Source organism: Ureibacillus aquaedulcis (genome assembly GCF_030418165.1).
In the GTDB taxonomy this organism is placed as follows: domain Bacteria; phylum Bacillota; class Bacilli; order Bacillales_A; family Planococcaceae; genus Ureibacillus; species Ureibacillus aquaedulcis.
This window is the reverse complement of sequence record NZ_JAUHTQ010000006.1, coordinates 187,051-209,756: the sequence shown is the minus strand read 5'-3', so window position 1 is coordinate 209,756 and position 22,706 is coordinate 187,051. Positions and strand designations below refer to the sequence as shown.

Annotated in this window: 23 protein-coding genes and 1 riboswitch; of the genes, 22 read left to right on the top strand and 1 reads right to left on the bottom strand. The window is 43.0% G+C overall.

All coding sequences use genetic code 11. The features are described 5' to 3' along the window. The first annotated feature begins 239 nt into the window (after positions 1-239). Positions 240-418, top strand: a riboswitch (cobalamin riboswitch). Between the two features lie 204 nt (positions 419-622). The 22 genes from cobJ to tkt all read left to right on the top strand — a co-directional run bounded on the left by cobJ (position 623) and on the right by tkt (position 21,255). Then, a complete protein-coding gene (cobJ, locus tag QYB95_RS10470; protein ID WP_301138282.1) occupies positions 623-2,266 on the top strand; it encodes a precorrin-3B C(17)-methyltransferase in 1,644 nt (547 codons plus the stop codon). A gap of 10 nt (positions 2,267-2,276) precedes the next feature. Beyond that, positions 2,277-3,056, top strand: coding sequence for a precorrin-6A reductase (gene cobK, locus QYB95_RS10465; protein WP_301138281.1), 780 nt, complete (start codon positions 2,277-2,279; stop codon positions 3,054-3,056). Beyond that, a complete protein-coding gene (locus QYB95_RS10460) occupies positions 3,037-3,711 on the top strand; it encodes a precorrin-8X methylmutase (RefSeq protein WP_301138280.1) in 675 nt (224 codons plus the stop codon). Before cobK ends, QYB95_RS10460 begins: the two co-directional genes overlap by 20 nt. Further along, on the top strand, positions 3,686-4,828 hold the full coding sequence (locus QYB95_RS10455; protein WP_301138279.1) for a cobalt-precorrin-5B (C(1))-methyltransferase: 1,143 nt from the start codon (positions 3,686-3,688) through the stop codon (positions 4,826-4,828). The genes QYB95_RS10460 and QYB95_RS10455 overlap by 26 nt, the downstream gene beginning before the upstream one ends. Further along, positions 4,803-6,005 (top strand): precorrin-6y C5,15-methyltransferase (decarboxylating) subunit CbiE, encoded by a 1,203-nt coding sequence (cbiE, locus tag QYB95_RS10450; protein WP_301138297.1) that lies wholly within the window; start codon positions 4,803-4,805, stop codon positions 6,003-6,005. Before QYB95_RS10455 ends, cbiE begins: the two co-directional genes overlap by 26 nt. Further along, a complete protein-coding gene (gene cobI, locus QYB95_RS10445) occupies positions 5,998-6,705 on the top strand; it encodes a precorrin-2 C(20)-methyltransferase (protein ID WP_301138278.1) in 708 nt (235 codons plus the stop codon). Before cbiE ends, cobI begins: the two co-directional genes overlap by 8 nt. After that, positions 6,705-7,487, top strand: coding sequence for a precorrin-4 C(11)-methyltransferase (gene cobM, locus QYB95_RS10440; RefSeq protein ID WP_301138277.1), 783 nt, complete (start codon positions 6,705-6,707; stop codon positions 7,485-7,487). Before cobI ends, cobM begins: the two co-directional genes overlap by 1 nt. Continuing rightward, entirely contained in the window at positions 7,480-8,601 is a 1,122-nt protein-coding gene (locus QYB95_RS10435) for a cobalt-precorrin 5A hydrolase (protein WP_301138276.1), read from the top strand. Before cobM ends, QYB95_RS10435 begins: the two co-directional genes overlap by 8 nt. Before the next feature lie 12 nt (positions 8,602-8,613). Then, positions 8,614-9,969: a cobyrinic acid a,c-diamide synthase CobB gene (locus QYB95_RS10430; protein ID WP_301138275.1), complete on the top strand. Its 1,356-nt coding sequence runs from the start codon at positions 8,614-8,616 to the stop codon at positions 9,967-9,969. After that, positions 9,966-10,604: a precorrin-2 dehydrogenase/sirohydrochlorin ferrochelatase family protein gene (locus QYB95_RS10425; RefSeq protein WP_301138274.1), complete on the top strand. Its 639-nt coding sequence runs from the start codon at positions 9,966-9,968 to the stop codon at positions 10,602-10,604. Before QYB95_RS10430 ends, QYB95_RS10425 begins: the two co-directional genes overlap by 4 nt. Further along, positions 10,601-11,362, top strand: coding sequence for a uroporphyrinogen-III C-methyltransferase (gene cobA, locus QYB95_RS10420; protein WP_301138273.1), 762 nt, complete (start codon positions 10,601-10,603; stop codon positions 11,360-11,362). The genes QYB95_RS10425 and cobA overlap by 4 nt, the downstream gene beginning before the upstream one ends. Next, the gene (locus QYB95_RS10415) at positions 11,362-11,922 is read left to right on the top strand and encodes a nitroreductase family protein (RefSeq protein ID WP_301138296.1); all 561 of its coding nucleotides are present in this window, start codon (positions 11,362-11,364) and stop codon (positions 11,920-11,922) included. Before cobA ends, QYB95_RS10415 begins: the two co-directional genes overlap by 1 nt. A gap of 10 nt (positions 11,923-11,932) precedes the next feature. Further along, positions 11,933-12,472 carry a cob(I)yrinic acid a,c-diamide adenosyltransferase gene (locus QYB95_RS10410; RefSeq protein WP_301138272.1) on the top strand — a complete coding sequence of 180 codons (540 nt, stop codon included), beginning with the start codon at positions 11,933-11,935 and terminating at the stop codon, positions 12,470-12,472. Further along, on the top strand, positions 12,472-13,953 hold the full coding sequence (locus QYB95_RS10405) for a cobyric acid synthase (protein ID WP_301138271.1): 1,482 nt from the start codon (positions 12,472-12,474) through the stop codon (positions 13,951-13,953). Before QYB95_RS10410 ends, QYB95_RS10405 begins: the two co-directional genes overlap by 1 nt. Before the next feature lie 94 nt (positions 13,954-14,047). Continuing rightward, the gene (locus QYB95_RS10400; RefSeq protein ID WP_301138270.1) at positions 14,048-14,353 is read left to right on the top strand and encodes a hypothetical protein; all 306 of its coding nucleotides are present in this window, start codon (positions 14,048-14,050) and stop codon (positions 14,351-14,353) included. Then, the gene (locus QYB95_RS10395) at positions 14,343-14,912 is read left to right on the top strand and encodes a hypothetical protein (protein WP_301138269.1); all 570 of its coding nucleotides are present in this window, start codon (positions 14,343-14,345) and stop codon (positions 14,910-14,912) included. The genes QYB95_RS10400 and QYB95_RS10395 overlap by 11 nt, the downstream gene beginning before the upstream one ends. Further along, complete coding sequence (locus tag QYB95_RS10390; protein ID WP_301138268.1) at positions 14,857-16,071, top strand: CbiX/SirB N-terminal domain-containing protein; 1,215 nt, start codon at positions 14,857-14,859, stop codon at positions 16,069-16,071. The genes QYB95_RS10395 and QYB95_RS10390 overlap by 56 nt, the downstream gene beginning before the upstream one ends. A 106-nt stretch (positions 16,072-16,177) precedes the next feature. Next, positions 16,178-17,131, top strand: a complete 954-nt coding sequence (gene cbiB / locus QYB95_RS10385; protein ID WP_301138267.1) for an adenosylcobinamide-phosphate synthase CbiB — start codon at positions 16,178-16,180, stop codon at positions 17,129-17,131. Next, positions 17,106-18,179, top strand: a complete 1,074-nt coding sequence (locus QYB95_RS10380; RefSeq protein WP_301138266.1) for a pyridoxal phosphate-dependent aminotransferase — start codon at positions 17,106-17,108, stop codon at positions 18,177-18,179. Before cbiB ends, QYB95_RS10380 begins: the two co-directional genes overlap by 26 nt. After that, positions 18,163-18,774 (top strand): histidine phosphatase family protein, encoded by a 612-nt coding sequence (locus QYB95_RS10375; protein ID WP_301138265.1) that lies wholly within the window; start codon positions 18,163-18,165, stop codon positions 18,772-18,774. The genes QYB95_RS10380 and QYB95_RS10375 overlap by 17 nt, the downstream gene beginning before the upstream one ends. Before the next feature lie 129 nt (positions 18,775-18,903). Continuing rightward, entirely contained in the window at positions 18,904-19,134 is a 231-nt protein-coding gene (locus QYB95_RS10370) for a DUF896 domain-containing protein (protein ID WP_301138264.1), read from the top strand. A 126-nt stretch (positions 19,135-19,260) separates the two neighbouring features. After that, entirely contained in the window at positions 19,261-21,255 is a 1,995-nt protein-coding gene (gene tkt, locus QYB95_RS10365; RefSeq protein WP_301138263.1) for a transketolase, read from the top strand. A gap of 791 nt (positions 21,256-22,046) precedes the next feature. On the opposite strand, the gene QYB95_RS10360 is transcribed toward tkt, so the two are convergent. After that, positions 22,047-22,679: a response regulator gene (locus QYB95_RS10360; protein WP_301138295.1), complete on the bottom strand. Its 633-nt coding sequence runs from the start codon at positions 22,677-22,679 to the stop codon at positions 22,047-22,049. Positions 22,680-22,706 lie beyond the last annotated feature (27 nt).

Sequence of the window (22,706 nt, the reverse complement as noted above, 5' to 3'; positions counted from 1 at the left end):
CAGGTTTTGTCCCATCCTCATTTTTTTTTACTATCATGGATACAACTCAGTGTGTTCCCGGGTTACCAGTTCCAGAATAGTGAAGCACTTGCACCGCACATTACATACTAAGCTAAAAATCACCAAAAATCGCTAAATCTCGTCATAACCGACAAAATAGTAGTTAACCTAAGTTTAGAAGATTTTTTAAAAAATGGTTTGACTTCCATTTTCAGTATGCTATATTTGGGGTAATTGAATATTCTTAAAATTTATTGAGTGCTCATATTTCAAAAATGAGGTAAAAGGGAAACTAGTGAAAGTCTAGTACAGCCCCCGCTACTGTATGGCCGATGAACCCACAAAACCACCGCTTCCGGGAAGGTGTGGCAGTAAAATGAAGCCGAGTCAGGAAACCTGCTCAATAAAGATAGTGCGACTTTTCGGAGGGAAAAGACAAGGCTAAAGTTTAGTTGATTACTATAGGGTAATAGCTTATTTTGTTATGCCGTTTATTAATTCTGCCTGTATTCCTAAAAAGAGTACAGGCTTTTTTTATCTTCTTTTTTATTTCAAATAGATTTTTTGGAGAAAATCAAACGCATTAAGAATAGTAGTTTGCTAGTAGTTTAGGGGGAGTGTTATGAAAAAAGGGAAAATTTTTGTCGTTGGCTTTGGTCCCGGGGATTATGAACATATCACCAAAAGGGCAATCGATGCTTTGCAGCAAAGTGAATATATTATCGGCTATAAAACTTATGTTGAATTAATTGCCCATCTAGTTACAGCTAAATCAATCATCAGTACAGGCATGACCGAAGAAGTTTCGCGTGCCCAGGAAGCAGTACGTCAAGCGGAACTAGGAAACATCGTATCCGTTATTTCCAGTGGAGATGCAGGTGTTTATGGCATGGCGGGACTTGTGTATGAAGTGCTCATTGAACTTGGCTGGAAGGAGGAAAACGGTATCGAAGTTGAGGTGGTACCCGGGATATCTGCCATTAATTCTTGTGCCAGCTTAATCGGTGCCCCAGTCATGCACGATTCTTGCACCATCAGTTTGAGTGATCATTTAACTCCCTGGACCATCATTGAAAAGCGTATTGAAGCAGCGGCAATGGCGGATTTCGTGATTGCCTTATACAATCCGAAAAGCGGTCGCCGTACCAGACAAATCGTTGAAGCACAAAGAATCTTGCTGGAATACCGATCCCCTTCAACACCCGTTGGTCTGGTGAAAAGCGCATATAGGGAAAAACAACAGATTACCATGACAACCTTGGAGGAAATGCTCAACCATGATATTGGCATGTTGACAACGGTTATTATAGGTAACTCATCAACCTTCTACTATGACAACAAAATGATTACCCCTCGAGGTTATCAACGGAAATATACGCTGGGAGAAGAAAAACAAGCTCTGAAACCTCATCAGCGTTTGAAAAAAGAAGCGGAACCGTGGGCGCTTGACCAAGATACCGGATTGGCAAAGAGTGGTTACGAGAAAATTGCTGAAAAAAAGGTAAATAAATCCGCACTGGAACTGGCTAACGAAGCCTTGGCGCTTGTTTCAGGAAGCAAGAGTGAGGCGTCCAATGGACAAACCCTTGCTAAGCCGCTTATCCAGCAGAAAGTGGAATCCATCTTTGAGATTGGGGTAAGCCCAGGGGTTGCAAACAAATCCTTTACTCCGGAACAAATGCGAACTTTGGCTGAATTGGTTGGGGACAATGGCACAATGGAATATACGCCCGAGCACAAGATTCATTTGAAAATCCCTACAGATGAACCGCAAAAAGTTGTCGAAGTGCTGGAAAGTGTCGGATTTTTAATAGCTCCCATAGGAGATTACCTAAATGTAAAAGCATGTGATTTCTGCTATGGCGAAAAAGCGGATGCGATTCCATACGCAGAAATGATTCAGCGGGACTTGGGTGGAATGAAGCTGCCCAAAGAGCTGCATATAGGATTTAATGGTTGCGGTATGGCTTGCTACCGAGCCGTTTTTGATGATATCGGCATCGTCTACCGGAAGAAGAAGTTTGATTTATTCATTGGTGCAAAACCAGTTGGGCGTACGGCTCATGCAGCCCAGCCGGTTGCCGAAGGAATCGAACCTGATGCACTTATTCCATTAGTCACAAGGATACTTGATGAGTATAAACAAAATGCACACCCAAATGAGCGATTGTTTAAATATTTTAAACGTGTCAAGAGAATCCTGGATTACAGCTATCAGGACATGAGCAGCAAAATCGAACTCGAACCGGCGCCATGCGGAGATTAGGAGGTTTAGAATGATACTTTTCTTGGCTGGTACAAGTGATGCAAGGGAACTTGCAGTTTTCTTGCAGGAGAATGGATACGGTCTACTCGCTACAGTTGTTACACAATCGGCGGCAGATAGCTTACAGGAATCAGGGATAAAACACCACGTTGGGCGATTGACACATGAGGAGATGGTGCAGCTCGCAGCAAAAATCGGTGCCGAAGTGATTGTCGATGCATCACATCCATTTGCTGAGGAAGCTTCTAAAACGGCGATGGAAACAGCAAAAACAATGGAAATCCCTTATATAAGATTTGAAAGAAAAAGTCGTGATTTTGAGCATGAACTCATTACGAAAGTTGATACGTATGAACAAGCTGCACTCGAAGCAAAAAAACGGGGCGGAACGATTATGTTAACAACAGGAAGTAAAACGTTAGCAACCTTTACAAAACATTTAGAGGATCCGGACATTAAATTATACGCAAGGATGCTGCCGAATGTGGAGAATATGGAGAAATGCGCAAATCTGGGCATTCCGCAAAAAAATATCATTGCGATGCAAGGGCCGTTTTCAAAACAGTTGAATCATGCACTTTACAAGCAATACGGTGTGACATTGATGATCACCAAAGAAAGCGGGAAAGTGGGTTCGATGGATGAAAAGATGGAAGCGGCGATAGAGCAGCAAATCGAAGTCATTTTAATCAGACGTCCACGAATTGATTATGGCAAAAAATATTCGTCCAATGAAGAAATACTAGAACAATTACAGGGAGTGTCAAACAATGGCCAATACCAATTTTAATACCGAGTTCACGCCTCTTACAGTGGACCCCGACAAGATCTATGATTATAGTTTTTCGATCATTGATGAAGAAATGGGTGAACATACATTTTTGGAAGATCAATGGAAAGTGGTTCGCCGTATTATTCACGCTTCGGCAGATTTTGAACTAGGCAGAAGTGTTTTGATGACGCCGGATGCTCTGGAAGCCGGGATTCAGTCAATTTTGAATGGACGCCATGTCATTGCCGATGTGCAAATGATTCAAAGCGGCTCCGGACAAAAGCGCTTCCAAAAACACGGAGGAGATTTGCATTGTTATATCGCAGATCCGGATGTATCGGCAGAAGCAAAAAAATTAGGCACCACTCGCGCGATTATTTCCATGCAGAAAGCAGTACGTCAACATGTCGGTGGGATTTACGCCATCGGGAATGCACCAACAGCACTTCTGGAATTGATCCGCTTGATAAAAGAGGGAATTGCAAAGCCGGATTTAATTATCGGAATGCCGGTTGGATTTGTATCCGCAGCAGAGTCAAAAGAAGAATTGGCAAAGCTTGAGGGAATTCCCTACATTACAAATGTCGGAAGGAAGGGCGGCAGTACTGTAACCGTTGCTGCATTAAATGCCATTTCACTATTAGCAGATGAACGTGCAAAAAAAATCGAATAAAAAAGACCCAAAAGACATGCGTTCCGGCTATACAACAGGAGCATGCGCGACAGCTACGACAAAAGCGGCCCTGCTAGCTCTAATAAGAAACGAAGTGCAGGAACAGGTAACGATTTATTTGCCGGTGGGTCAATTTGCTACCTTCCAAATTACAGACACGATTATTTCGCCACAAAAGGTTAGCTGCGAAACCATTAAAGATGCCGGGGATGACCCTGATGTTACCCATCTGGCCCGGATAATCAGTTCCGTAAGATTTGTAGATGAGCCCGGCATTCATCTGGATGGTGGAATTGGTGTGGGTCGTGTAACAAAACCGGGCTTGCCGGTACCCGTTGGCGAAGCAGCCATCAATCCAGTACCGCGGAAAATGATTTTCGAGGTTGTTCAAGAGTTGATGGATACCTATCACATCGAGAAAGGGATAGAAGTTGTTATATCTGTTCCCGATGGTGAAGAAATCGCGAAAAAAACATTAAATGGACGCCTTGGCATCCTTGGCGGCATTTCCATATTAGGGACGCGTGGAACGGTGGTGCCCTTTTCAAACTCTGCCTATATGGCGAGTATTGTACAAGCTATAAGTGTTGCAAAAGAAGCGGGTTGCGAGCATTTGGTACTGACCACCGGCGGAAGAAGCGAAAAATTTGCCATGAAGCAATATCCCGACCTTCCGGAAGAAGCGTTTATTGAGATGGGTGACTTTGCCGGTTTTACTTTGAAGCATATAAAGAAAAAGGAAATTCCCAATGTATCCCTTGTCGGCATGATGGGGAAATTTTCAAAGCTTGCACAAGGAAACATGATGCTTCATTCAAAAAGTGCGCCAGTTAATTTTGTCTTTTTGGCCGAAATGGCGAAACGGGCGGGTGCGACGGAAGAAATACAAGAACTTATAAAAGAGGCGAATACAGCCTCTCAAGTTGGAGAAATCATGAAAGAACTCAACAATACCGCGTTTTTCGAAACTTTATGCCGTAATTGCAGTTACCATGCCATTGCCCATGTAAAAGGTGGTCTTTCTGTAGCAACTGCTTTCTACGGGATGAATGGTGATTGTTTAGGGAAGGTGGAGCATCTTGACACAATTGATGAAGATGATTGGTATCGGGGATAACGGAGCATATGGTTTGTTGCCTCCATATATCGAATGGATCGAGCAAAGTGAAGTTTTAGTAGGAGGGGAACGTCAACTAGCATTTTTCCCTAATTATAAAGGCGAAAAGATTGTGATAAAGGGCGGGCTTTCAAAACTGGTGGAACAACTGCAGGCCGAACAACGAAATACGGTTATCCTGGCATCGGGGGATCCCCTTTTCTATGGCATCGGCAGTTACCTATCGAAAAAGATTCCTTTGGAAATCTACCCATATGCAAGCTCGCTTCAGTTGGCGTTTTCCCGTTTGAGGGAATCTTGGCAAGATGCAACTATTATCAGTTTGCATGGCCGTTCCATAAAGGGCTTGGCCCAAAAAATTGATGGACGTCAAAAGGTTGCCATATTAACGGACGACATCAATTCCCCCATCAGGATTGCGAACTATTTAAAGCTTTTCGGCATGACTGAATATGAAATGTTCATTGCAGAAAACTTGGAGGGTGAAAATGAACAGTGCCGGTTAATGACATTGGAGGAAGTAATGGAAAGCTCCTTTTCACCATTAAATGTTGTCATTTTACGCCAAACAAAAAGCGGGCCGGTCTATCCGCTGGGGATAGAGGATGAGGAATTTTCTCAGCGCAAGCCCGATAAAGGGTTGATTACAAAAAAGGAAATACGTGTTTTAAGTCTGCAAGCCATGAATATTGAATCATCCAGTGTGATCTGGGACATAGGAACGTGTACTGGATCGATGGCCATTGAAGCAGGCAAATTGGCAAAAGAAGGAGCCGTTTTTGCGATTGAAAAAAATGAGGGAGATTTGGCGAATTGCCTGGAAAACCAGCGGAAATTCCGTGTTGATATCACGGCGATCCATGGAAAGGCACCGGATCGCTTAGAGGAATTCCCAGATCCGAATGCTATTTTTATTGGTGGATCCGGTGGGGAAATGCAGCAGTTGCTAACTGTCTGTATCGATCGATTACAGCCGGAAGGTCGACTTGTCATGAACCTGGCAACAATCGAAAATCTATATGAAGCGATCAATTGCTTAAAAGAATTGCAATGCGATGTTTCGATCTTGCAGGCCCAACTTTCAAGAAGTAAACCGATTTTACATATGACAAGATTTGTGCCGTTAAACCCTATCTATATTATCACTGCAGTTAAGAAAGGAATCGAAAATGCATAATTTAGGAAAATTATATGGGCTGGGCGTTGGTCCAGGAGACCCGGAGCTAATAACGGTCAAGGCTTTCCGTATGCTGAAGGAATGTCCGGTGATTGCTTATCCGAAAAAATTGCGCGGCAGCAAAAGCTACGCACACAAGATTGTTGAAGTGTACATTGATCAAGAAGAGAAAGAAATGCTCGGATTGGTCTTTCCGATGACAAAGGATGAAGAAACATTGGAAAGAGAATGGGCAAAATCGATCGAGCTTATTTATTCGTCGCTGGAAAAGGGGAAGGATGTTGCCTTTGTTACGGAAGGCGACCCGATGTTATTCAGTACATTCATTCATCTGATGAAGGGGATGAAAGACAAATATCCAGCGGTCGAGATTGAAACAGTCCCGGGTATTTCATCATTCAATGGCTCGGCAAATCGGCTTGGGATCCCATTAGCAGATGGAGATGACCATGTAGCAATGATTCCGGCCCAAGATAACTATGAACTAATGAAGAAAGCATTGGAAGACCATGATGCCGTCGTGTTTATTAAAGTGGCGAAAGTGCTGGATATGATGCTTGTGCTCTTAAAAGAGATGAATCTTTATGACAAGGCGGTAGTAGTAACAAAAGTTACTTCAGATGAGGAGATTATCTGGAAGCTGGATGAGTTGGAAGGTGCCGAATTAAATTATCTATCCTTGATGGTGGTGCGAAAATAATGAAAAAAATATGGATTATCGGAGCTGGACCTGGCGACCCGGATTTAATAACGGTGAAAGGTCTGAAGCTTATGCAGCAAGCGGATGTTGTGATGTACACTGATTCTCTCGTTAGTGAAGAGCTTGTGGCAATGGCAAAACCGGGTGCAGAGATTGTTCGAACAGCGGGTATGCACCTGCAAGAAATGGTTGATTGCATGGCTCGCTATGTGAATGAAGGCAAAATGGTGGTGCGTATGCATACAGGCGACCCTGCCATGTACGGGGCGACAATGGAACAAGTCGCATTACTAAAAGAGCAGGGCATCAGTTACGAGGTAGTGCCGGGAGTTAGTTCGGTATTTGCTTCGGCAGCTGCAGTAGGGTCGGAATTAACCATTCCTGACCTAACACAAACACTCATATTGACTCGTGCAGAGGGGCGTACACCCGTGCCGGAGCTAGAAAAATTACGGTCGCTTGCAAGCCATCATTGTACCATCGCCTTATTTTTAAGTGCCACATTGACAAAGAAAATCGTGAAAGAACTGCAAGAAGCAGGATGGGCGGATGATACACCGGTAGCTGTCGTTCAAAGAGCTTCTTGGCCAGACCAGAAAATTGTTCGTACAACATTAATAAACCTTGATGAGGCAATGCGCCAAAATGGAATACGTAAACATGCAATGATTCTGGCAGGTTGGGCACTAGATCCCGAGATTCACGATAAGAATTATCGTTCAAAACTATATGATGCGACGTTTACCCATGGCTTCCGAAAAGGTGTGAAAGTTAATGATTGAGCTACAAGAAGGCCATATTCCTGAAATCCAAGTATCTAAGCCCTATGCCTTGGTCGCCATAACCAAGCATGGCGTTCAAAAAGCACGCCAGATGGCACAGGATTTTCCCCATGTCGACGTATATTATATGGGAAAATTCGAACACGGAGACGAGCAAGCCAGGGGCATCCAGTTATTTAAAGGAACGGTCCGTTTATTGTTACCGGCATTATTCAAGAATTACAAAGGACTCATCCTGATCATTTCATTAGGGGCCGTTGTTCGCATGATTGCCCCTCTTTTGGAAGATAAAAAAAAGGACCCTGCTGTTTTGGTGATTGATGATAAAGCGGAGCATGTCATCAGTGTGCTTTCCGGGCATATTGGCGGTGCCAATGCATTAACCCATGAAGTGGCCAATGCAATTGGAGCCAAGCCCATTATTACAACAGCTTCCGATGTACAAAAAACCATCCCGGTTGATTTATTCGGTGCTCGTTTTGGCTGGATTTGGGAATCGGATGAAAAGTTAACTCCCGTCAGTGCTTCCGTTGTAAACGAGGAGCATGTCGCAATTGTTCAAGAAACCGGGGAAACGGGCTGGTGGATGCATGAAACGCCGATGCCCGCCACTATCAAACAGTACCAAACAATTGACCAGGCAATGGAAGCAAAACCGGATGCTGCTCTCATTATCACGGACCGTATATTGGAAGAGGACGAAGAAAGCATTTTGGAAAATGGCGTACTTTATCGCCCTAAATCTCTCGTGCTTGGGATGGGGTGTAATCGAGGGACGTCGGTGGAAGAAATGGAAGCTGTCATTGATGAAACATTGGCTGAGCTAAAGCTAGCGAAGAAAAGTGTCAAAGCGATCGTGACCATTGATTTAAAAAAAGATGAGCAGGGCTTTATCGATATAACGAATCGCTATGGGTGGAAGTTTGTCACATTTACCCCTGAACAACTGAATGAAATGCCTTTATTAAATCCTTCGGAAACTGTCTTTAAATTTACTGGGGCATATGGAGTAAGTGAACCTGCTGCGATGAGGTATGCCAATACGAATGATTTGTTGCTGCAAAAAAAGAAAAGTGGAAATGTGACAATTTCTATTGCCAGACAGAGCTTTTAATAGGAGGAAGATATGAAGCGTTTTGTGATTGCAGGTACAGGCAGTGGAGTCGGTAAGACAACATTGACGGTTGGCTTAATGAAAGCATTGATGAATAAAGGTTTCAAGGTGCAGGGCTTTAAATGCGGCCCTGATTATATTGATCCTTCTTATCATACGGCTGTAACGAAAAGAACTTCGCGCAATATTGATAGCTGGATGTTATCCCATGATGTGGTCGAGACCATTGTTAGCCGTGCAAGCGAACAAGCTGATGTTGCAATTATTGAGGGGGTCATGGGTTTTTATGATGGCAAAAGTCCATTGACTGATGTAGGCTCTACCGCAGAAATTAGCCGAATTACATCAAGCCCTGTACTTTTGGTTGTGAATGCAGCGAGCATGGCAAGAAGTGCAGCCGCGATTGTGAGAGGATTCCAGACTCTATCGCAAGATGTCAATATCGTCGGGGTTATTGCCAATCAATTAGGAAGCAAAAGTCATTATGAAATTGTCAAGGCGGCGATAGAGCAGGAGTGCCAAATACCAGTAATAGGTTATTTACAGAAAGGGGCTGTCCCCCCTATACCGAGCCGTCACTTGGGACTGGTTCCAGCCATTGAAAGAGGGGAACTAGATTCATATTTTGAGGAAGTAGCTCAGGCAATCGAAGCAACCGTAGATTTGGAGTTGCTGCTTTCGCTGACGGAAGCGCCAATATTGAACCAAACAGCCGCTATTTTTGAAAAACAGCAAAACGAAAAAGTACATATTGCTGTTGCCAAAGATGAAGCATTCAACTTTTACTATCCAGAAAATCTTGAATTGCTGGAGGCACACGGTGCGGAGTTACATTACTTCTCCCCGTTGCGAAATGAACGAGTACCTGAAATTGCACAAGGGCTCTATATCGGTGGAGGGTTTCCGGAAGAGTTTGCAAAACAGCTTTCCGAAAATGAATTTACAAAGGAATCCATTCGTGAAACCATTTCTGCGGGCGTACCGACCTTGGCGGAATGTGGAGGCTTTATGTATTGTACAGATGCCATTCAAAGAAGAGATGGAGAACAATTCAATATGCTGGGGATTATTCCGGGAAAAGTTGTGATGCAGGATAAATTAGCTGCATTAGGATATAGGGAAATCACGGGGATGGATGGAAATTTCCTGATTGACTCACATCAACAGGCGAAAGGGCATGAGTTTCACTATTCAACCTACCAGGGTGATGTCGTTTCCCCTGCCTATTTCTCAAAAGGAAGATTCCGGGCGCAGCAAGAGGGCTTTTTGCACAAAAACTTGGTGGCAGGCTATACCCATTTTCATTTCGCATCGAATCCTCAACTAGTTGAAAATTGGTTAACTGCCTGTATGGAGGGAATAAAATGAACTATTTTCCTGTAATGCTGGATGTGGATTATAAAAAGGTAGTGATTGTCGGAGGAGGACATGTAGCAAGGCAAAAACTTCAGGCCTTATTGCCGACGAAAGCACAAATCACCATTATTAGTCCTACTATTACGGATGAGATCGCCAGCTATCTCGAACAAGGCAAAGCCGTATGGAAGAAGAAATATTTTGAGCCAAGCGATCTAGATGATGCATCTTTGGTTTTTGCCGTAACAGATCAGGAATCGGTCAATGATGCAGTAGAACAAGCCACACAGCATTGGCAATTGTTAAGTCGTGCAGATGCAAAAGGCAGAGTAGATTTTATCAATCCCGCCGTTGTCAGAAGAGGGGACCTCACTTTAACTGTTTCTACTTCCGGTGCCCATCCAGGATTGACTCGTAAATTAAAAGAAGATTTAGCAAGTCAGTTTGATGATACGTTTACGGATTATATCGAATTTTTAAAGAAGGCAAGACGCGAGATTATTCAAAGCGTTCAGGATAAAAATAGAAAACGTGATGCAATCGCAGCTCTTTTGGACTCGGAATTGGAGATGTGGGCAAGGGAAAAGAAATGGGATCAATGTGATGCATACGTCCAGAAAATATTGTCAGGAGTTCAACCAATATGACAGGCAAGGTTTATTTAGTAGGAGCTGGTCCGGGCGACCCGAGATTAATAACGGTATACGGAATGGAATGTATTAAAGAAGCTGATGTTATTGCATATGACCGACTTGTTAATAAAGAGCTGCTGAAATATGCAAAGGAAACTGTCGAACTTGTCTATTGCGGCAAAGAACCAGGCAGGCATGAATTAATTCAAGACGAAATCAACGAGCTGCTGGTAAGGGAAGCGACGAGGGGAAAGATGGTCGTGAGACTAAAGGGAGGGGACCCATTTGTATTTGGACGGGGTGCTGAAGAAGCCGCTGTCTTAAGAGAAGCAAATATTCCCTATGAAGTGGTTCCAGGTATTACCGCGGGAATTGCAGCAGCGGCATATGCAGGTATACCTGTCACACACCGCGAATACGCAACCAGTTTTGCGATTGTAAGTGGCCACGGCCGGGCAGAAAAAGGACAGGACTTTTTGCACTGGGAAGCATTGGCCAAAGGGATTGATACACTTGCCTTTTATATGAGTGTCGGGAACATACGGCATATCGCGAATCAACTTATTGCCCATGGCAGGGACAAAAATACTTCGGTTGCCATAATAGAGCGTGGAACGACCGAAAATCAACGGACAATAACTACGAAACTAGCGGATATTGCAGATAGAATCGAGCAGGAGCAGGTCGTCAATCCGGCACTAATCGTGGTAGGAAACGTCGTGGATGTGAGAGAGAAAATAGCATGGTTTGAGCAAATGGAGGAATCTGTATGATGACAGTATACGATACATTAAAAAAACGTCGTGCGATAAGGCAATATCAAAATAGACCGATTGAAAAACATAAAATCGAACAATTGCTTGAGGTAGCCACATTTGCCCCAAATGATCGCAATCGTGAACCATGGCATTTCTACGTGCTCCAGGGGGAGGCATTAAAAAGATTTGAAGAGGTGGCAACGGAATACTTGATTGAACGATTTCCGACAAAGCCCAATTTAATAAAAAGCTCTTTGGAGGTAATACAAACAACACCTCTTGTGATTGTGGCAACATCACAAAAAATCGAAAATGATGAAGCTTCCACCAAGGACAATGTATTCGCTGTATGCAGTGCCATCATGTCGATGTGGCTGATGGCCGAGGAGCTTGGTCTGGGGTTTGTTTGGCGTACAAGAGGGGTCGGTCTTGTGCACGATGAACGTCTGCATTCCTTTATTGGTGCAAGCGTGAACGAGCAAGTAGTGGGTACCCTGTTTATCGGCTATCCACAGGAAGAACAGCTTCCAGACAAGAAACGCACTTCATTCGAAGAAAAAACAACCTGGCTATAGGAGGAGAAGAATGGTCAAACGTGGTCTATTGCTTGTTTACACAGGTGAAGGAAAAGGAAAAACTACAGCTTCCCTTGGCTTGACTTTGCGTGCAATTGGTCGAGGAATGAAGGTCGAATTTCTGCAATTTATCAAATCGCCGGAACGAACATATGGCGAACAAATTGCCTTACGCAAGCTGGGGGTGGAAACGGAGCAGCTGGGAATTGGTTTTACTTGGACAAAGACTCCGGAAGAACACCGCGAAGCACTGAAGAAAGCTTGGAAAAAAGTGAAGAATGCACTTCAGGATGAAACCATTGACCTGCTCGTTCTGGACGAATTGAATAATGCACTGGCAATTCAAACATTCCCGATTGAAGATGTATTGCCGCTACACGAAGTAATAGAAGCCATTAAAAATCGCCCTCCGCGTATGCATGTTGTCATTACTGGTCGGGCTGCTGATCTTGCATTGCTCGAGATTGCCGATTTGGTATCCACAATGGAACCGACAAAACATTATTATTCTGATCAAAATATCTCGGCAGTTAAAGGACTGGAATTCTAATGGCTAAAGCAATTATGGTTCAAGGGACCGCTTCGGACGTAGGGAAAAGTTTAATATGTACTGCATTATGCCGGATTTTTGCAAATGATGGGTATCGGGTCGCCCCGTTCAAATCTCAAAATATGGCGCTGAATTCATATATTACAAAAGATGGCGGGGAAATAGGCCGCGCACAAGGCGTACAAGCGGAAGCTGCAAGAGTCGATGCAACGACTGATATGAATCCGATCCTATTGAAGCCAAAAGGTGAAATGATTTCGGAAGTCATCGTCCATGGGAAACATCGCCAAAACATGGATGCCAAAAGATACCGTGAAGAATTTGTTGAAATGGTGATGCCGGAAGTGAAAGAATCCCTTCAGAAACTAGAGCAGCAATATGACATCATCTTGCTGGAAGGGGCAGGCAGTCCAGCTGAAATCAATTTAAAGGAACGCGATATCGCAAATATGCGGATGGCCCATCTGGCGGATGCATCGGTCATTTTAGTTGCTGACATTGACCGTGGAGGGGTATTTGCTTCCATCATTGGGACCCTCTTCTTGTTGGATGATCAGGAAAGAGCAAGAGTGAAAGGAATCATCATCAATAAGTTTCGCGGAATGGAAGAGTTATTAACGAGCGGTATTGAATGGCTTGAAAAGAAAACGGATATCCCGGTTTTGGGAGTTATTCCATATCTCGATGTAGCCATCGATGCCGAAGATTCTTTGGCGTTGGCAAGTTTGAAGTTGAAAAAGCCAAAACAAGACCAAAGCACAATTGATGCGGCCATGGTGAAGCTCCCGCATATTTCGAATTTTACGGATATCGATCCGTTCTATGATGAACCGGGAGTAAACGTAAGATTAGTTTCAAACCTGCATCAATTACAAACCCCGGATCTGCTCATTTTGCCTGGAACCAAGAATACCATTGAAGACTTGGAGTGGCTGAAACAATCGGGATTGGCTGAGTCGATTCAACAGCTTGTGAAAAAAGGAACAAGAATCTTCGGAATTTGCGGCGGCTATCAAATGCTGGGAGAGCTTCTGATTGACCCGAATGCAGTGGAAGGCGACGGAGGCACTTTCGAAGGGCTCGGTCTACTTCCAATTGAAACTACCTTTTTTCCTCAAAAGCAAACAGTCCAGGTTAAGGGAACGTTGGAAGACGGTCAACAAGTTTCCGGGTATGAAATCCATTTAGGACGTTCTGAAAAAACGGCAGACATACGATCCTTCATTCGATTGGAAGATGGCCGCGAGGATGGGGTTATGACAGCTAATGGGCAGATTATCGGCACCTATTTACACGGGATCTTCCATAACCGTTTATTTACCCGAAAGCTTTTCAATGAATTGCGGCAAGAAAAAGGATTTCCGATTCTATCGGAAGAGGTAAAAAGTGACGGCGAAATGCGGGAAGAAGCATATGAAATGCTGGATCATCATGTCAGGAAGCATTTGGATATGGATAAATTATACTCGTTCATTCAATAAGTGGTGGGAGAGAACCGGGATTAGGATTAGTTGGGAGCCATGCTTTTGCTTTGCCTTTTGTATCTAGCTGTAGCAATGACTGGAGGGGAAGTTCTTGAAGGGACCATTAACAATAAATTTTGAATCATTCTGGCAAGAAGGGATGCATGATTGGCATGGCAATATCCCTGAACGAATGACAGACGATCAATTGGAGGAAGCCTTCTGGCGGCAGTCCATTGCCAAAAAAATCATTCGTCAAACGGATGCTCATGCAAAACAGATTTTTGAAGTCATCCAGCCCTACATTTCGCCCGATGACGACGTACTTGAAATCGGTCCTGGCTGGGGAAACTACACGTTTTCCTTGCAAGGGCTTGCTAAAAGAGGCAGTACTGGATTATTTGAAAATGTGCTTTGAAGAGGCACAGAATGTTGACTATATTCATGCCAAATGGGAAGATGCGGCAGTTGAAGCGCACGATATTGTCATTGGCGTCAATTGCTTCTACCGAATCTACTACATGTTGAATACCCTGAAAAAGATGAATGCACTCGCAAAAAAGCGTGTCATCATCGGCATGACGACGGGCCCTATCCAGCCGCATTATGAAGTATTGGATAAGCACTTTGGCTATGACATTAAATATCCGCGCAGAGATTATATTCAGATAGTGAATATGCTTTATCAATTAGGGGTTTTTGCCGACTGCGAAATGTTGAAACTGGAGCGCACGTATCATTATGAAACGAAGGAACAGTTAATCACGGCGCAGAGCAAAAAAATCCTAAATGAGCAATTTAACCGCCAGCATGTTGAACAAGCTTTAGAGCCATTTATAAGAGTGGATGAAAAGGGCTACCACTATACGCATTCATTTTATGCAGCGATTATTTCTTGGAAACCAATAGAGGAGGTCACCTATGACAACGTGGAATTTGCAGGGGATGCAGAAGCATTTACTAATTTGCAACGGTAGTACATGCATGGGTGCAGGGGCGGAGGAAATCACGCTTGCAATCCGGGATGAAATCAGGAAACAAAAATTGGATGACCAGATTCATACATCCAGAACCCGATGCAACGGTAGATGCAGAGATAAATGTATTGTTATTTCTTATCCTGAAGGCAACTGGTACAGTGTACCAAATGACGATGTCGCAAGAGGAATCGTCGATGAAACAATTGATGTCGAACATCAAATCTATACCATGGGGCAAAATGGATTACAGCAAGTAAATGACCAGTATGGCAAGGGGATTTCGAAGAACAAACAACGGAAAAGGAAAGAAGGAATACAAAGCGTGAACAAAGCGGTGTTATTTGTTGGGCATGGCAGCCGGCTGGAGAGAGGGAATGAGGAAGTTCGCGAATTTATCTCACGAACAAAAGCATTGATCAATCCTGATATCTTGGTTGAAACCTGTTTTCTGGAATTTGCATCGCCAAATATTGAAGAAGGCATCGAAATATGCGTTGAAAAAGGTGCTCATGAAGTTCATGTAGTTCCAGTCATTTTGCTCCACGCAGGACATTCAAAGCTGCATATTCCCGCCGAAATCGAGCATGCCCGTGAACATTTCCCGCATATCGAATTTACATATGGGCAAACAATTGGTATTCATGATGAAATATTCGAAATACTAAAAGCTAGATTAATAGAAGTTGGTTTTAATCCTGAAGCTAGATATGATGACACGGCAATCTTACTCATTGCACGGGGAGGAAGCGACCCCGGGGCGAATGGCGATTTTTACAAGATTACTCGCTTGCTATGGGAAAAACTTGAGGTTCCGTGGGTTGAGAGTGCATTCATGGGCGTAACAACACCGACCGTGGAAGAAGGAATCGAGCGCTGTATAAAATTGGGCGCGAAAAAAATTATCATGCTGCCGTACTTCTTGTTCACAGGTATCCTAATGGAGAGAATGCATAGAATGCGAGAGAAATTCGAACAGCAGCATCCTCAGGTTGACATTGAAATCGCGGGTTACTTTGGTTACCATGAAAAACTTCAGCATATATTGCTGGAACGAGTGGAACAGGCAATGAACGGCACTTCAACCGGAATGCAAGACTTGGAAAACTATCGTATCTATGCAAAAGAACATGGCCCTGTCCATCATCATCACCACTGATAAAAACAAGTAAGGCAAAGATTTAAAGGCTTTGTCTTACTTGTTTTTGTAAACTTATGTAAAATAGATTGAGTAAACAGTAGACATAGATTGCAGAGGTATAAATATGAATGTGGTAATCTGTCTTTTCGCATTACTAATCGATAGAATCTTTGGGGACCCTGAAAAATGGACACATCCTGTCATCTATATTGGCCGCCTGATTGAAAGGCTGGAAAAGAAATTTAATAGCAGTCTACATAGAAAAATGAAGGGTTTCTTCTGCGTTTTGATAGTGATTGTAACCACTGGCGCAGTAGTTGGCAGTATTGTTTGGGTAAGCTATAAAGTTCATTTTTTAATCGGAGTGTTCGTTGAAATTGTTCTGATTAGTTTAGCGCTTGCCCAAAATAGTTTACAGCAAGCTGCAATGAAGGTGTACAACGCCTTGGACCAGGAGAATTTTGAAACTGCGCGAAAATATTTAAGCTGGATTGTAGGACGGGATACAGCTCATCTAGAAGAGCAGGAGATTGTGCGAGGAGTCGTTGAAACGGTGTCCGAAAATACCAGTGATGGGGTCACGGCTCCATTATTTTATGCATTGCTTTTTGGCGCGACCGGCGCTTGGGTGTATAAAGCCATTAATACTTTGGATTCAATGATAGGCTATAAAAATGATCGATATGGAGAGTTTGGATTTTTCGCTGCAAAACTCGATGATGTAGCCAATTACATTCCAAGTCGTATTACCGGATTTCTCATTTTAAGTTTTACAAAACAAGCAATACATCAACCATTTCCAGAAAAAATAAAAACCTGGCTTATCGATGCCGCTAAACATCCAAGCCCGAATAGTGGCTTTCTGGAAGCTGCTACAGCCATACAGCTCGGTGTTCAATTAGGCGGAGAAAATTATTATGGCGGCATGAAGTCATTTCGTGCCTTTATGGGTAAACCGTCCATTCAACTTAATCGTCGGCATATTTTAAACTCCATCCACCACATGTATGTGGCCACTTTATTTTTTTATTTCATTATAGGAGGGATTTGCATTGCAGTTGCCTTTGCATGGAGCTAATCCTCACAAGTTATATCAATCATACAATATCGAAGCGCCGGAAAAGATTATTGATTTAAGCGAAAATGTAAACGCACAAGGAGTACCGCTCGAAATCCGGGAAAGGTGGCCGCAATTGGCTGGACTGCTGGAGAATTATCCTGATGAGCTGGCAGATCCTCTAAGGACGAAACTCGCAAAGCTTCATCAATTGCATGAAGAACAGATCATTGTGAGTAACGGCGCATCAGAAAGCCTGGCCGTATTGGCGCGGTATTTTAGTGGAAAGAAAGCATGTATCCTGCAGCCAAATTTTTCAGAATATGAACGGACTTTATTGGCAGAAAATGTACAAGTACAGTCTTTGATAGTTGAGGATTTTGGTCGGTATACATTTTCTATTGCAAAGGTTAAGCAGGCGATGATAGATGTAGAAGTGCTTTACTTAAGCAATCCAAATAATCCAACAGGAGTCATAATTGAAGCGGGTACGATTGAGCAGCTGTTGAAGCATGGCCAAAAACATAACTGTATGGTTGTGGTTGATGAGGCCTTTATGGATTGGACAGGTGAAGCAGAAACAGTGATTCCTATGGTTGCTGAATACGATAATTTAATTGTCGTTCGTTCCATGACGAAAATGTATTGCCTGGCAGGAATTCGGTTGGGGTATATTTTAACGCAAAAAGCACCAGATTTAAGAAAGTATTATTCCCATTGGAATGTCAGCAGTATTGCAATAAGCATCGGTGAAAGGTGCTTGGAATTAGGGGAGTTCGTGAAACATTCAACCCAAATGAATGAGATATGGAGAGAAGAGATAAAAACGTTTTTAACAGCTTTCAATTGTGAAGTATCGGATAGCCGGGCGAATTATCTCTTGTTTAAATTACCTAATAACTTTCAACCGGATGACTTTTTCGAATACTTATTAAAAAAAGGGATCGTCCTTCGTCATACGTATAATTTTACGGGGTTGAATGGGGAATGGTTCCGCGTTGCCATCAAAACACCTACGAATATGACGAAATTCAAGACTGCCTTTAAAAGTTATGTGCAAAACCGTTAAAATCTTCCGTCACGGAGAAACCGTTTGGAATAAAGCAGGAATTCTACAAGGTTGGCTCGATTCTCCATTGACCGAAAGAGGAAAACAGCAAGCGGCAGTTCAAAACTTTCTACCTGAAGTCGTCTACTCCAGCGATTTAGGCAGGGCGCATGCAACAGCAAAATTGATGTTCCCGGCTAATGAAATTCACACCGATGCAAGTTTGAGGGAAATCAATTTAGGCAACTGGCAAGGAAAAACTATAAGCAATCTACTGCATGATCGTAATTATCAAACCTATATCCAACGTCCGGAAAGATTCACCGCAACCACGCAGGAAACATTACAGCAGGTTACAGCAAGGATGCTGGACTTTATACAGTCGCTTATTCATAGACCAGAAAATAACATTGCAATTATTTCGCACGGGGTGGCAATCTCTTGTCTAAATAATGCCCTACAGAATAAGCCATTATCCACTTTATGGGACGGAGGATTATTGACGGGAGGGCAAAGCATCACCTTTAGATACGATAAAAACGAATGGCAAATCGTGTCATCCGGAACTTGCAGCAAAGATCATAGCGACCAATATGTTTATAATCGGGAGATCTAGGGTGTTTTACTTGCACTCCGAGTTTTTTTTCCTTACCTTTGAAGTGTTAAGGATCTTCATTTAGTATAATATAAGGATTATCCTAAGATATTTGTATACTAGATGAGTGAAATAGAAAGGTGAGAAATCATGTTATCAGAACAAAAAATCAAACGAATAAATGAACTATCGAAAAAGGCAAAAGAAGGAAACTTAACGGAAGTAGAGGCGAAGGAACGTACACAGCTTCGAAAAGAATATTTGGATTCATTCCGTTCTTCCTTCCGAAATACAATTGAAAACGTGCAAATCATTGATGTGACTGGAAATGACGTGACGCCGGAAAAAATTAAAGAAATTCAGCGAAATAAATTAAATTAATACTGTGACATAATCATAAAAAGTATGACATAATTCTAAAAATGTCCTGGAATAGGATTGTTTTCTTAGAAAATCTTGTCTAAACTGTAAAAGTACAATATTAAGCGCGAGAAAGGATATCACAAAATGGCACACACTGCTGATCTTTTAGCAATTAATGCAATCCGAACTTTATCAATTGACGCAATCGAAAAAGCGAACTCCGGCCACCCTGGTTTACCGATGGGGGCTGCTCCAATGGCATATGCTTTGTGGACAAAACAATTACGCCACAATCCACAAAATCCAAAATGGGTGAATCGCGATCGCTTTGTTCTTTCGGCTGGTCATGGTTCGATGCTGTTATATAGCTTGCTTCACTTAGGTGGATATGGTTTAGATATGGAAGAAATCAAGAATTTCCGTCAATGGGGTTCCAAAACACCTGGACATCCTGAATTCGGTCATACGGTTGGCGTTGAAGCAACAACTGGTCCTCTTGGCCAAGGGATAGCGATGTCTGTTGGGATGGCAATGGCTGAGCGTCATTTATCAGCTACATATAACAAACCAGGTCATGATATCGTAGATCACTACACTTACGCACTTTGCGGAGATGGAGATTTAATGGAAGGTGTTGCAGCAGAGGCAATCTCTTTAGCTGGACACTTGCAGCTTGAAAAATTAATCGTGCTATACGATTCAAATGATATTTCTTTAGATGGCGATTTAGCAAAATCATTCTCTGAAAACGTACAAAAACGTTTCGAATCCTATGGCTGGAACTACATCCATGTAGCAGACGGGACAGAGGTAGATGCAGTGAATGCGGCTATCGAACAAGCGAAGCAATCAAAAGGGAAACCAACATTAATTGAAGTAAAAACGGTAATTGGCTTTGGTTCTCCAAACAAATCCGGTAAAGCGGACTCTCATGGTGCTCCACTTGGTGCTGATGAAGTACTTTTGACGAAAACAGCTTACGCTTGGGAACATGAGCCTTTCCAAATTCCAGAAGAAGTGTATGCTATCTTCAAAGAAGCAGCGGAAAAACAAGGCGTTCAACCAGAAGCAGAATGGAATGCGAAATTCGAGAGCTATAAAGCAGAATATCCTGAATTAGCCGACCAATTCATGAAAGCAATGAACAACGAGCTGCCAGCAGACTTCGATGCGGAAGTGCCTGTTTACGAAGCTGGAAAATCAGTTGCAACACGTTCTTCATCAGGTGATGTAATCAATGCTTTGGCGAAGAAAGTACCTTCATTCTTTGGTGGAAGTGCAGACCTTGCCGGTTCAAACAAAACAACGATCAAAGGGGCTGGCGATTTCTTCCCGGATACTCCGGAAGGCCGCAACATCTGGTTTGGTGTACGTGAATTCGCAATGGGTGCTGCATTGAACGGTATGGCATTGCACGGTGGTTTAAATGTATTCGGTGGAACATTCTTCGTGTTCTCTGACTACGTTCGTCCAGCTGTGCGTCTATCTGCATTAATGGGATTGCCTGTTACTTATGTTTTCACACATGATTCGATTGCAGTAGGGGAAGATGGCCCAACGCATGAACCAGTTGAGCACTTAGCTTCATTGCGTGCGATGCCAAATCTTTCGGTAATTCGTCCAGCCGATGCAAATGAATCAGCAGAAGCTTGGAAATTGGCTGTATCATCCAAAAATGTACCAACTGTACTAGTACTTTCCCGTCAAAACTTACCAGTTCTTGATAAATCAGCTGAACTGGCAAAAGACGGTGTGGCAAAAGGTGCTTATGTAGTTTCTCCAGCAACAAAAGAAACGCCGGATGCGATTTTAATCGCAACAGGTTCGGAAGTTTCTCTAGCTGTGGAAGCACAAAAACAATTATTGGCTGAAGGAATCGATGCTTCTGTCGTATCAATGCCATCCATGGATCGCTTCGAGCAACAATCAGCAGACTATAAAGAATCAGTATTGCCAAAAGCTGTTACAAAACGTTTGGCAATCGAAATGGGCTCTTCATTCGGCTGGCATAAATACACTGGCTTTGAAGGAGATATCCTGGCAATCGACAAATTCGGCGCAAGTGCTCCAGGCGAAATCGTTATCGAGCAATACGGCTTCACAGTAGAAAATGTTGTAGCCAAAGTTAAAGCTTTATAATTTTTATGATGACCAGGGCTTAAGTCCGTGAATGAACCAGGTTGGGGGATTAAGATGATTTCTCCGGCCTGGTTTTTATTTTGTTGAGGAAAAAGAGAGACACCTTGAGAAGCTGGACTGGAAAAGCAGGAGTCTTTTGAACAATGTTTGCAAACTAGAGAGGCGAGTTGTCAAATAGAAGCAGTCTATAGGACAAACCGAAGCAACTAGAGAGGGGAATTGTCCAAGCAGCAGTTTATAGGACAAATGTAAGCAACTAGAGTGGCCAATTGTCCAATAGCAGCAGTCTATAGAACAAATGTAAGCAACTAGGGAGGCGAATTGTCCAATAGCAGCAGTCTATAGGACAAACGTAAGCAACTAGGGAGGCGAATTGTCCAATAGCAGCAGTCTATAGGACAAACGTAAGCAACTAGAGAGGCAAATTGTCTCATAGAGCCAGTCTAAAGGACAAACCGAAGCAACAAGGGAGACAAATTGTTTAATAAAAGCAGTCATAAGAAAAAGAAGTTACACGTACAATAGATTCGCTAATAGCCCCAAAACCAGTAAAGACTAGCTAATAAAAACTTAAGCAAAATCTAAAAAGCTCCAAGCATAATCCATAACAAATTTCATATAATAAAGTGTTTTGAAGTTTCATATTTCATAACTTCTAGTATAACCCCTATTTACTACTGCAGAACTATTCTGCGGTAGTTTTTTTGCGTACGTACGAGCTCTGTCGATTCTCACAGCTCAACTCAAAATAGATCAAAATAAAAAACATCGGTGCTGTACACACCAATGTTTTATTTGACAAGTCCATTTTGGAAGGCATAGACGACTGCTTGCGTGCGGTCTTGTACGTCAAGTTTCGCTAAGATATTGCTGACATGGGTTTTGACTGTTTTTAAGGCAATGAATAATTCGTCGGCGATATCTTGATTGGCTTTGCCTTGTGCCACCAATAAAAGGATTTCCATTTCACGTTCAGTCAGCTGTTCGTAAAGAGGCGTATTGGCATTGCCCCGCATGCGGGTAATCATTTTTGTTGTGACTTCCGGTTCCAGTACTGTTTCGCCGCCTACCGTTTTGCGAATGGCTTCCGCTATTTGCTTGGCGTTGGATGTTTTCAGGATGTAGCTGACAGCACCGGCTTCCAAAGCAGGGTAGACCTTGTCATCATCAAGGAAGCTTGTCACCATCATGATTTTAGCATTCGGCCATTGTTGCAAAATTTGTGCGGTTGCTTCAGCACCCGTCATGATAGGCATGACATTGTCCATAAGAATGATGTCGGGCTTTAGTTCAAGTGCTTTTTCGACTGCCTGCTGGCCATTTGCGGCTTCCCCGACAACGGTCATATCGGCCTGCGCAGAAAGATAAGCGGATACCCCAATCCGCACCATTTCATGATCATCCACGATTAAAATTCTTATCATTATATCACCCAATTTCTCTAATTCTCC